The 12,079-nt window shown below is 58.1% G+C and carries 11 protein-coding genes; 1 reads left to right on the plus strand and 10 read right to left on the minus strand.

Going from position 1 to position 12,079, the window contains the following annotated elements; translation table 11 throughout:
• Positions 1-430: 430 nt before the first annotated feature.
• The 10 genes from ACVISU_RS17790 to ACVISU_RS17835 all read right to left on the minus strand — a co-directional run bounded on the left by ACVISU_RS17790 (position 431) and on the right by ACVISU_RS17835 (position 11,188).
• A complete protein-coding gene (locus ACVISU_RS17790; protein WP_456707780.1) occupies positions 431-778 on the minus strand; it encodes a Mom family adenine methylcarbamoylation protein in 348 nt (115 codons plus the stop codon).
• Positions 779-928 carry a hypothetical protein gene (locus ACVISU_RS17795; protein WP_456707781.1) on the minus strand — a complete coding sequence of 50 codons (150 nt, stop codon included), beginning with the start codon at positions 926-928 and terminating at the stop codon, positions 779-781.
• A gap of 759 nt (positions 929-1,687) precedes the next feature.
• Positions 1,688-3,241, minus strand: a complete 1,554-nt coding sequence (locus ACVISU_RS17800; RefSeq protein ID WP_456707782.1) for a hypothetical protein — start codon at positions 3,239-3,241, stop codon at positions 1,688-1,690.
• Between the two features lie 4 nt (positions 3,242-3,245).
• Entirely contained in the window at positions 3,246-5,048 is a 1,803-nt protein-coding gene (locus tag ACVISU_RS17805) for a hypothetical protein (protein WP_456707783.1), read from the minus strand.
• Positions 5,049-6,618: 1,570 nt separating this feature from the next.
• Positions 6,619-6,825, minus strand: coding sequence for a hypothetical protein (locus ACVISU_RS17810; RefSeq protein ID WP_456707784.1), 207 nt, complete (start codon positions 6,823-6,825; stop codon positions 6,619-6,621).
• A 1,242-nt stretch (positions 6,826-8,067) separates the two neighbouring features.
• Entirely contained in the window at positions 8,068-8,343 is a 276-nt protein-coding gene (locus ACVISU_RS17815) for a hypothetical protein (RefSeq protein ID WP_456707785.1), read from the minus strand.
• Between the two features lie 1,152 nt (positions 8,344-9,495).
• Positions 9,496-9,870: a hypothetical protein gene (locus tag ACVISU_RS17820; RefSeq protein WP_456707786.1), complete on the minus strand. Its 375-nt coding sequence runs from the start codon at positions 9,868-9,870 to the stop codon at positions 9,496-9,498.
• A 14-nt stretch (positions 9,871-9,884) separates the two neighbouring features.
• Positions 9,885-10,088 (minus strand): hypothetical protein, encoded by a 204-nt coding sequence (locus tag ACVISU_RS17825; protein WP_456707787.1) that lies wholly within the window; start codon positions 10,086-10,088, stop codon positions 9,885-9,887.
• On the minus strand, positions 10,085-10,297 hold the full coding sequence (locus tag ACVISU_RS17830) for a hypothetical protein (protein ID WP_456707788.1): 213 nt from the start codon (positions 10,295-10,297) through the stop codon (positions 10,085-10,087). The genes ACVISU_RS17825 and ACVISU_RS17830 overlap by 4 nt, the downstream gene beginning before the upstream one ends.
• A 633-nt stretch (positions 10,298-10,930) precedes the next feature.
• A complete protein-coding gene (locus ACVISU_RS17835; protein WP_456707789.1) occupies positions 10,931-11,188 on the minus strand; it encodes a hypothetical protein in 258 nt (85 codons plus the stop codon).
• Between the two features lie 294 nt (positions 11,189-11,482).
• Here ACVISU_RS17835 and ACVISU_RS17840 point away from each other — a divergent pair, with 294 nt between their 5' ends.
• Entirely contained in the window at positions 11,483-12,034 is a 552-nt protein-coding gene (locus ACVISU_RS17840; RefSeq protein ID WP_456710848.1) for a GIY-YIG nuclease family protein, read from the plus strand.
• Positions 12,035-12,079 lie beyond the last annotated feature (45 nt).

The raw sequence follows: 12,079 nt of genomic DNA on the forward strand, positions 1-12,079 counted from the left end.
GTTTTTGGGCCGATTTGTCGAACCTTCTCTAGGCATTGGTGCCCGTTGCGCTCGAAAACTCTCATGGCAATCATGCTTTGCTCCTCGATCGTTCGGATCGTCTACTCTATCAGTTCGGAGTGATTCGACCAAAAGCGAGAGGCCGGCGCAGTGGCCGGCCCCGTCAAACTTCTATGGCATGATGTGCTCAGCGGAAGTACGTCGTGATCACTTCGATAGCCTGTCGAGCGGCACGCCCTAACCCGACCATGACCCCGCCAGTCTTGGCGAAATGCGCGGCGCGGTTCTTTCCCGTCACTTGCCGTCTTGTGCGTGACCGAGCCATCGGGTAGTCGCAACAGACTCTTGTTCAATTTGATGCCGGTCAGCACGAAGGCCACCGCGCGATAGATCGTTCCATCGCCGCACTGGCATCCATCGGCGAACGAAATCACTCACCCATGTGCGGGTAATTCTTCCTGATTATCCGCATGGCGATTGCCAGCGCGCGGCTCTCCCTATTGCGCTGGAGCGCCTCCGAGAGCGCCAGCCGGCTCAATTCGAGGAAGCCGTTCCATGACGTCTCGCGCACCAGCCCTTGAATATTGCTCTTGTCCATCGACGGGCCGAACGTCATCGTGCCTTCAAGGCGCCCGTTGAGGAAGACGCCAAGTGCGAGGAAAGCATTGTTGACCGTCTTGTGGCTGTAATGGAGCCGGCTGATCATCTCGTCTGACTGGCCTCGCCTCACCAAATTTGGCGATAGCTCATGAGCGGCCGCAGTGGTCAAATGGTCCACTCACCGTTCGCTCGAATGTTCGGATTCAAGGCGGCCGTTTCCGCGGTGCCAGTCATCTTCAAGTCGAACTACATCATCCAATTCCGGAGTGGAGACCTCTACAAGAGTGATGTCAGCCTTGGCTTCAATGCGATGGATCATGCCGGGCATGATGTGGACAATATCGACAACCCTAAGATCGATTGTCCTCAAACATCCAGTGCGTCGCTCGCGACCATAAAAAAGTCGAAGCGACTATAACGATGAGCGGCGACATGGTGACGGACCACCTCAATCATCACGGCGCAAGTGCGCTGAGCGCATCAGGCCATCGAAGACGGATGGAGTAGGCCATTGCGCGCGCCTTTCTTGATCGAAGTTTCGGGGTGCTCTGTTTGCCCGCACATATAGCCGCCATGCTGTGCAAGCCACATTGACGACGGATACCGCCGCGTCGGCGATGAGAATGGTATGGTTTCGAGCCGGGTTGATGCTCATGGGCGGCGCTCCTCAGCCGACGAGGAATCTTATACCCTAGGTTAAGGCTTTATGGTTCGATATTTTTAGGTAACGAAGGCTGACGGAAGCTGTACCGCTAGCGAGTTTTGCCGGAAGAGCACATCCCCGGCGCAGTGTCTTCGCGCCAAAGCGGAAGACTGGAAGGTTGGCGCACGATCCGAACTCAGGGCTTGACGCCGTGTCTAAGTGCCGTGGGGCGGTCGCTTTCGAACCGTGTACAACGAGCCTTCCTAGCTATGGCGACACGCGCGAGTCCCGCGCGTCGGGTGACACATCGATAAACCGGCGGGCCGAAGTTGTCGAAGCCTTGTATCGTCGTGCCGGCGGCCCCATGCCTGCCTTCGGTGATTTCATCAGAGCTGCTCTGGCCTGCCTGGACGTGGCGCTGTGTGGGCTTGGACTGCTCTCAGCTCATCGGTTCGTTTCCACAGTAAATACGAAGGAATAATCGGACGCGTAGTCCGGATTATCAGTTGCACCCATTCGCACTTTGGGCGGCGCGACCAGCACGCGGCGCAGCCGGCGGCCGGCAACTTTAGCGATTATTTGCTGCGATGGGTTGCCTATCCTGGCGGATTGATGGCAATCCATGCATGACTTCTGGGTCTGTAAGTAGGTCTCAAGTGTGGTGTTGGCGACGATGTGACTGCCGCTCGACGGCGTGATGTCGCCGGTCGAGAGCGGTACACTGCTCTGCGGCGGTACTGGCTGCGGGCTGTTTGGCCATTGCACGTCGATCAGGCGGTAATAGTTGAACACCGAATCCGCCGGCAGGATTTTCCAAGCATAATCAGTGACGGAATTCGCCTGCGAGTCCACTGGCGTGATACGGGTGATCTGCATCGGCGCCGAATAGGGAAAGCAGTCTAGCGTCGGCGGCTTGCCAATCGGACACGCGTCGCCCGGAGGAGTGTTGGGCTTGCAGCGATAATAGATGTCGGTCTGCGGATTGCAGTTCGCATTGAAAAAAGTATAGCCTGGAGGTGGTTTCTGGTTGGGATTGCGCGGCAAGGTTGGCGCGACCGGATTGCCGTTGTTGTCATCGGGATCATTGTCAATCTGCTCGAAGGTTGCCCAGACGAACTGGTTGGCCCCAGGCACCTTGTGAATGATGTGCAGGCCGACGAGGCCCATGGTCGCCTGAACAGGCTTTCCGCCAGGCAGGGTGTATTCAGCCAACGTCGTCTTGTAACGGTAGTTGAGCGAACCGTCCGAGGGCAGCGCGACCCAGGCGGCCTTGATCTCGATGGCGCCGACTCCTTGGCCATAGGTAGCGACCTTGCCCTTGCAATCGACGTCTGTGTTGCCTTGCGCATTTCCGGCTGGCAGATTGAAGCCTCCGCGTCCGCCCTGGCCCTGCTGCGAGGCGCAGGCGCGCTGGCCGGCGAATGTGGTGAGATCCGAATCGTCGAACACATTGGTGGTGATGTAGGCGTACTCGTCCTCGTTCAACAGGATCTCATAGAACGCCGGAACGCCGCGCTGGTCGGTGATCCATTTGCCATTGCCAGCCTGGCCGATGTTTTCGAGCACAGCGTCTCCGAGCTTCGACACATTGAACAGCATTTTCGTTGACGGACGCTTGTCATGCCAAGCCGATTTGGCGCGCGCGTCCGATTGCGTGAACGCCTGGCTCGCCGAGAGGAAGCTTTCCCAGACCGTCGCCGAGGTATCGCCCGGCATGCCGAAACTCGCCCACGGGGTATTCGCATCCGGCGTCCCCGAAACCTTCGGGTCGGCCTTCCAGTTGAGGTAAATGAACTCCTGCCAGGCGAAGCAGTCTGCTGCGATCTGATTCTTCGAGGCGGCGCTGAAATAAGTTGGCAGTATCGGCTTCGGCTGCACCTGGGTCACGCCGATGGCACCGCAGGGATTGGTGTCAGTCGGCTGGGCCAGCGCCGGACCGCCGCGCGCGAATGCGAACAGAGCGGCGGCGAGGACGAGTGTCCGCGAGCAGTAACCCATGGCTCTAACCCGTGATGTAGACCGCGGCAGGAAGAGCCAGTACGGTTTTGCTGGTGATCTGGGTGATCTGGATGCCGCGCAGGCCGGGGTTGGCGCCGCTCGGCACCGTTACGGTGACAGCAAGTGCCGTGTAGTTGCCTGGATAGGAATTGCCAGGCACCGCGTAGAAGGTTGGCGTCGCGCTGTGAAGGGTAACTGCAATGCTCGGATCCGGCCCCGAGCCGTCGGCGAGCTGGACCTGTACCGAGACCGGCTCACTGGTTGGATTGCAGGTCAGCACGAGGTCCTGTGCCGAACCGTCAGCCGGCAGCCAGGGCGCGATGAAGGTGCTGTTGCTGGAGAGCGGCATCTTGGCGCCGGTCGGACATGGTTCATTGACCTCGCTCATGGCGTCCCACAAGATCGCCCACACGCATTGCAGTGGCGCGCCGGGCGTCGGTGTCGAGCTGGAGCAATCGGCGAGCGGCGCAGCCCGGTCCGCCTCCAGCGGCCGCGCGAACAAGCCGATCTTAAATTGGTTCGCAATTTGACCGGCCCATTGAATTGGCTGACCGTTAATCAGCATGTCGGCCAGCGTGAGATTCGGATTCATGGCGAGCCAATTCCCTGGAATCTGCACGGCCGCATGTAGCACCATGTTGCCTCGGAACGGTGCCCGACTGACCGGATCGACGACCTCGGCCGAGCCACGCAGAATCTGGTAGATGTCGATCGGTTTGGCGTCGCCGGGCACGTCGACGCCGACCTCGATGTTGGGCCCAAAGGCGAATCTCGACGAATCCGGCACCTGGATATAGAGCCCGACCGGATTGGCGAGGCAGGCGCGCAGTGGCACGCCAGCATATTGCCCGCCTACCACCTGATTGACGCTCTGGCCGATGGTTGGATCGCTGTGACGATATGCTTGGCCGTAGTTGCCGCAGCAGATCAGCGCCTGGGAATCGCTATTGCGGCTGGCCGGATCGCTTTGAAACTGGGGCGGCACGTATTGCATCGTTGCGGCGCCGGCGAGGCCGAGCTCGGTCTGCAAGGTATTTGGCGTACTGGTGAGATGCATAACCCCGCCATACGGATCGGCGCCGCCGCGCGTTGCAATCGGCCCCGAATTCCATTTGTTGAGCGGATTGTACGCGCGCTTGCCGGTGTCGGGATCAATCACGGGATTGCCACTCGAATCCATTAGCGTAAGCTCGTCGAGCGTGACCTCGATTTGGTTTACGACTGGCGCCCCGTGGTTAAGCGTCTGTTCGTAGAGCTCGCGCACCCGCTCCTGTGACACCTTCCACATCGTATTCCAGTACTCAGGGTTTTCGCAGGCAAAATCGACACGGACGAGATTGCCGTCCCCATCGCGCACCGTCGACCATTCGCAATATTCGTCGAGCCAGCCGCGCGGGCCGTATGGTCCGAACGTCTTCAGCGTTCCGCTCCAATCGGCCTGCGGACAGAGCGTCGCCGGAATGTTCTCGAACGTTTTCCGACCGGCATCGTAATAGCCGGTGTCGGCCAGTTCATAAACCTGGGTCTGGAGGAGATTGTATGGGTTCGGTGGACTGACTGGCGGCGTCTTGGAATAGTACTGGTCAAGTCGACCCGGAAACGCCACCCATTCGACCAACACTGCCTCCGTGCCCAAAGGGATATCAGTGTAGAGTGGATTGTAGAAGTAGTAGGCTGGGTCAGGAGTCGCCTGCTGGATCCAGCCGTTGACGTTGATGGTCCAACGATGGCTCAGGTCGGCATATTCGGGACTATTCGGCGGAAAGTCCTCGATGAAGGCTGGGAGTCCGAAATTGGTGATCTCCATAACCTGCACTCCTTCGCGGTTCGCCGTGACGGTTTTTGACGCATTCGCAGGTGATTGTGTAAGCGTGTCGCGTTTTGCGTCCCCTCGTCCGCAGGTAGTTTGTAACCTAGCTCGAGGCACTCAGTATTCGCCAGCTCTCTCTAGAGCACGTGCCAACGACAAATCTCGCTGCCTCCTAAGCTGTCATTCGTTGACCCTGAGCAGATTGGGTCCGCTATTATAATGGTCTCTAGAGTCTTCGATTCGAAAATGCGTTTTGGCGTATCGCGGCAAGTCGAGGGCCCGTATCGAGGGCCCGTAGTTTCCTTCGGGTCGTTGAGACGCTAGTTGCTGACACTCATGTGGACTACTACCAAAACCGGGAGGCGTTCATTCACCTCTACCCGCGAATGCCAAGGGTTTCACAACAGTTGATCAGCAACTTGGTGCGGGTCGGCGCATTGGGCCGGAACGAAAGCGATTGCTGGTATCGGAAGTCATCGCTCCTACGTCGAGATGTCGGTGGCGAGAGCGTAGCGATTGCACGTTCGTTCCGTTGAACTAGCTTCTGTGGGAGGTGCGGCGTGAATGTGTTCGCCTACTTCTGGCGGTAAGGCGGCTCGCCATTGGCATATTTGGCGATGGCGATCTGGCCCAGAAGCGCTTCTGCCGTCAAAGCTATTGGAGCGCCGGAAACGAGAGACGCGGACGCCAGCTCCAGCGTCGCCGGCCGCCTCGCAGCTTTCCAGTTCGTTCCAGCCTAAATCCTCCGTAGAAATGACCCGGCTCAGCAAACCAAGGGGTATCAACAGCTATCGGATTGCGCGCTTCTCCACCATATTGTGTATGTGAAGTTCAGGACTAGGCGGCAATCAAATACCTGAACGTGACCGCTGATGATTTTCACCGAGAAGAAGGACGATGTGTCGTCCTCATAGCCGATCCATATCTCCGACGTCCCAGGGCTCAATATCCAAGGCGACTTCGCGCCGTGGTGATATAAGTATGGTAACAAACCGCTGACCTGGCATTTACTGTCGTGGTCGTATCCGTCCACTCGTTTTCCGCATACGGCGACACTAATCTCGTTGCACGTTTTGGTTTCGCGTTCGTACACGCCGATGACATTGCAGCGGCGATTGTAAGCGAACGCGACCGCAGCTGAGGCCGCTCGGACCTGCTGTTTCATGTCGCCAACCTAATGCGGGGCGCACGAAGGGTGGGATGCGCCGAGTTCGCCCCCATGTCGTCACTAGCCGGCAACGATCGCCGACGTTAAGGGAGTCCAAGACGCGGTCGTCCTAACTCACCGCGGTGGGTTCTTTCTTTAGGCGTGCAAGGGTGGCGACCCGGGCTCTGATCGCCGACTCACTGCGCTTTAGCTCACTCGCGATCTCTTTCGTAGCTCGCCCGGCTTCCCACAGTTCGATTACCCGCTGGTCGTCCAGCTTAGACCATCGGGTAAATCGCTTGCCTGGCAACTCCCACCTAGAAGAGTTCATTTATCTAGGCTCCTATCTAGGCTCCCCCAGCTAAATGCGTGTGCTACGGCTGTGCGACGTCAGTGCCTTGCCTGACCAGCTCGCGACTCTTACGTGACAGATTCTCGTCTGAGGATGCTAACCCGTTTGTTCAGTGCTCGGCGCAGCGCATTGCCCTCACATGTCGTCATCCTGCCAGCAGAACGCTCGGACACACAATCCATCATGACCCGTTGAATCTGGACCAGCGTCATACTTTCGATCTGGGCGATGCGCTTCTTAACTTCGGGGCGCAAGCTGGCACTCTTTTTAGACATCGTCAGATCCTGATGCTCCACGGCGACCAGCCCGTGACGGCTAACGATGTTTGAAGGTACAGCATCAACATTGGATCAGGCTCCTACCTACTCTGGGGGGCCATCGCTCCCTAGCCACTCATCCGCTATTCATCCTCGGGCGGCCGAGCTAAAGAAGTCAGCAAAGATGCTTGAAGAGGAGCGCGGCATGGTCGAACAACCACGCTTCCATTCTTACTCAACTGCGGCTCGCATCTGTATTGGCATTGCGGTCTTAGGTGCTGCTCTGCTGGTCGGGATAATAATGCTTCACGTCGCGCCGTAAGGCCGCCGCAGTTGGTGTAGGCGGGAACAAGAACACCATAGCGATGCGCAGATTATTCTGGCGCCACCTGCTCCGGATACACCTTCGGACCAAGCCCTGACAGTGCTGACTAAAATACTTTTGCATCAAAATCTCCTCCTCGTTCAGATCATGCTTTTTCCAATTATCGCAATTCGCATGCAACCAAACCCGTAGACGACTCCGAATAGGAGGCGATCGCGGCTTGGTTTATGGCTATCGAATAGAGATTGCGCACGGCGGGTACGCCTATCTGACCCATTGGCGAAGACAAAGATGACCCATGCTGATCGCAGCGGTCGCGCTGACCATCGAAGTGCAGGCTGGCAGACGAGTACGACGCCTGCACGCGACGAGGTTTACGCGTAGGGGTCGTCGGAAAACACCCATTCGACGAAACGTCCGCACGCGACGGCGTTTGCCTCCCGCGGGCCATATAGAGATAGTTCGGCGAGCAGCTTTTCGGTGCGGCGCCTCGCTAGATAGTATTGCCCAGATAATTGGCGGCTTCTACCGTACGCTTTGGACTGTCAAGCTCTCTACATTCGGCGTAGTGGAGATACCCCCAAAATTGTATCAGGACGCGTCGCCAATCTGATCAATCATGGGAGTAGCAGTGATGCCCGGACTCAGAAAAGATGGCTCATTTGCTTTGACGGTGATAACAGGATCAGCGCTTCTGATCCTGGGAATAAACGAACAATCGAGGTGCGAAGCATGATTGCCATGAGAGTTTTCGAGCGCAACGGGCACCAATGCCTAGAGAAGGTCCGACAAACCGGCCCAAAAAGCTATGAGCTTGTGGGACATACCGCCGAACCGCATGGCGGGCCTTACGTGAGATGTCTGACATTGTGGGACCTGCTGCAATGGGCGACTACATTTCCCGAACAGGTGACGCTGATCCCTGCGGCTGCCCGCTAATTTGAGCCGCGCGGTCTGACAGGACGCCAAGTGCGCGACATCAGGGGATCATTTCGATCATCGTATACGGCCACAAGCTCGCCAGCCTTTAGGCCGAGGCCCCTCAAATCGGCTTCGCGGAGTTCGGAATTCACGATCGTTGCTTCCCCCGCGCTGGCGGCCAATGAAGCTTTCACGGCCTCCGCCTGATCAGCCATTGCGACGGCATAAGTCACGTATCGAACCTTGCCGTCTTTGACGGTGCCGACCGAAACCATCCATCCTGATGCCATGTCAGTCCTAGCCTGTATCGAGAGCTAAGGCTCTCCGTCGAGATCGTATTGTCTGGCAAGGTCTTTCGCGAATACGAAAGCGGCTGCCGGCGCCATCTCGCGGCCCTCGCAGACAAATCCCGCATACCAGCTTATGAATTTGGGAGCAGTCGCAAACGATCGGGTGATCGCCACGGACCTGATGTGGCTCCAGCTCGGATGCTTGGCAACTTCCTCCATGAACATTGCCCGTAGCTCATCGGCCGTTTTCTTTTCCCTCACGACATTCTCTCCTCAGCTGCTTGTTCGGCGCGCGAGGCCACGGCACCACAGAAAAGAAAGCGCGGGTGGAGGGAGGTCCACCCGCGCAGGCTTGACGCTCGCATGGGGGTAGCACGAATGCATGAGCAGCCAAGCCCGTACTTCTCCTGGCAATTCACGTGCCAGATGCCACGTGCTGATCACGACGCTTTCCGCCGGTGCGAAGGTTGGCCGGTAGACAAGCTACGTCGGCGCGAAGTCTCGGCGATGTCAGCCATTCTGTCATACGCGCCGCTACTTCGTTCTCACGGGCCTTCCGCAAAGCCTTTTCACGTTTGGCACCGGCCGACAGCTCTCTTGCCTCCGTGCGGAGGCCCTTCGCTTCCTGCTCCAGTCGCTGCTCTAGCGGGACCGCTTGCATGAAACGGCGGCGATGCTTTGTCATCTGCGCGTCCCTCATCTGTGCCGTCGGGAGCGCGTCTCAGTCTCTCGGTCACCGACGACGCTCCGCCGATTACGGAAAAGCGTGCGGGCGAGGCTGCTGACGGATCGTCCGCACGAAGTTTCCGGTCGAGAAGCTTGGCCCTCAGGAGTTTCCAATCAATGAGCAACCAAGCCACGCTTGGCTCAGCAACCTGCGTGCCAGATGGAAAGAGAAAGACGAGAGGGCAAAGCGGCGCGCTTTTACGCGTGCGCCAGTGGACTCCTCGCGCGTTTCCGGACCATATGTCGTCAAGCCGACGTGGTTTGAACGAGAGCAGACGTGACCTAATGACGCCGAGGACGTGAGGTGATCGAATTCATCTCGTCGTCTACAACAGAAGCTCACCGGGCTTCAGGCCAAGTCTTTGCAACTGCGCTCGTCGATCGGGCAGCGGAGCATTGCGGCCTTCGCGCCGCAGTCTGCTGTCGTCACCCTCCAAAGCTGCCGAGATCGTAGCAGGCCCACGCCCAAGCCGTTGTGCCGGGAACCACTTTGTTACCGGCCGCTACCATTCCAGCAACCTTGCAGTCCGATAGTGTCGCCATGTATCCCTCTAGGATCGTTATTCCGCCATCCTCTTTCTGGTAGGCAACCACGCCTAACGCGCCGGATAACCCCCGCTGGAGGGTAGTGTCGTGGCAGACATAGGAGGCGGAAAAGCCGGGCTTCACAGTCGCGGCTTTGATCGCTGCCTCACCCATCTTCCGGCACTCGTCTATGCTTTGTGAGGGCTGAGCAGTGATGTTGATCGTGGCTAAAACACTCAGTTGCATCGAAGCGACTATAACGATAAGCGGCGACATGGTGACGGACCACCTCAATCATCGCGGCGCAATTGCGCTGAGCGCATCAGGCCATCGAAGACGGATGGGGTAGGCCATTGCGCGCGCCTCTCTTGGTCGATGTCTTCGGTTCTGTTTGCTCGCACATATAGCCGCCATGCTGTGCAAGCCACATTGACGACGGATACCGCCGCGTCGGCGATGAGAATGGTATGGTTTCGAGCCGGGTTGATGCTCATGGGCGGCGGTCCTCATGCGCAGCCTCGGCGATGATCTTGATCAACCTAAAAAGCGTGAGTGGATGTTTGCGTATCAGTTCTGTGGTCGTCAGCGCGAACTCGTCAGGGCCTCCGCGCTGGCGGATGGTCTCCCGAAGTGCGGCGAGCTTCTCGGGATCCGCGGAGCGAATCGCCGCCTCGAAAGCCGGAATGAATTTGAGCCTGTCCATCGCAGCATGCTCCTTATGACGAGAGCTCTGGTTCTGGGGGCGGCTTTGTGGCTGCCTAGCCGCCTAAGATCCGCAATCGCGGCAAGTACGACGCTCGTTTCCGCGTTCCCTTCGGACCATTTCTTTGAGCGACGCTATCGCGTTCTCCGAAGCCTCTTCACGGGTCTTGGAACGATCTCCGCAAAGCCCTGTCGCCGAAGACCTTGCGGTCTGCGGCCGCAAAAAGACGCGGGCGTCTGGAGGAACCACCCGCGCGGAGTTTGCTACGCCAAGCCTGGTCTGTCTGGGGTTGCGTGAAGATTGACAGCCAAGCCAACAAGCCTCTCAGCAACTCGCATGCCAGACGGTTATTATGCAGGAGTGAAGACAAACAGCGCGGAAATCGACAGAGCGCAATCTCTGAGGCCGACGCAACGGAAAAGCGTGCGGGCGGAGCTGCTGACGGACCGCCCGCACGAAGTTTCCCATCGACGCTCGGCCCTCGCGAGAGCCACCCCTTGCTCAGCAACCCGCGTGCCAGACGGCTGGAGAGGACGACGCGGTAAGCTATGACGGCGCGCAACTAACTACTCGCACCGCCTCCGAGCAGAATGTCGTTAACCCGACGCGGCTTGGGCGAAAGTAGACGCGCGGCTAATGGCGCCGGGGACGTGGGGGTATCGGATCGACCTTGTCATCGTGTATCATGATCAGCTCGCCGGGCTCCAAGCCGAGACTTTGCAACATGCCAGCTTCGATCGGACAGTTGAGCATTGCGGCATTGGCGCCGCTGTCTTCGATTGGCAGATGCACGGCTTCGCTTGGGTCAGCGACCGCGACCGCGTAAGTCATGTGCCTGTACTCTTCGTCGCCATCTTGCTTAATGGCGACCGTCACTAACCAACCACGCATCTTGCTGCGCCTCGGGAAGCGTCGCCTATGAGCTACCGAGCCCCCTGCAATTCCGGAGCCAACGAACACCTTACATGCTGTCAACCGAGCGCTGCTCCGCGTGATCATAGAACGTAGCGGCTCCCGGGCAGGAGCGGAGCAACTCCTGAACACGCGCCATGAAGGTTTCCGTTGAACGCAAAAGTTGATTCGCGCATAATGCGGCAACTTTGGTTTGTGCGCAGGACTGGACCATGCCCGAGGTGATTTATGTCCTCACAAATGAAGCAATGCCGGGGCTGATCAAAAATCGGCATCACGAACGGTGACATCGCCGAGAGGATTAAGCAGCTAAATAATACGTCCATCCCGCTTCCTTTCGAGTGCTTCTATGCAGCGGAAGTCACGGACGCCGCAAAGGCCGAGAAGGCGATACACACCGCCTTTGGTGATCATCGGGTCCGGCCAAGCCGCGAATTTTTCAAGCTATCGCCTGATCGTCCCAAAGCCATCATTGAGCTGTTGTGCCTTAAGGTTGTTACGCCTGGCACCGAACTCTTCACCGAGCCGGGAGATAAGGAAGCGCTGGGCGAAGCCAAGAAACGGAGAGCTAATTTTAGCTTCGCAACGGTCGGACTAGCACCGGGGACGATTCTCCAGTCCGTATTTGATGAAAACATAACGTGCACAGTCAAAGGCGAGCGGTGGGTGGAGTTCAGAGGACAAGAGCAAAGCTTGTCTAGTTCGGCTCTCCAGATTGCGCATGAAAAGGGCTTTGGCTGGACTGCCATCGCTGGGCCGGACTATTGGAAATATGACGGGAAGACGCTCTCGGAGTTGAGAGAAGATAAGCAGAGCGAAGAGTAGCGGCGCTCATTGGATCGAACGGCTGCGCGGCGCGACTGCAACAAG

The organism is Bradyrhizobium sp. USDA 4452 (assembly GCF_054063575.1).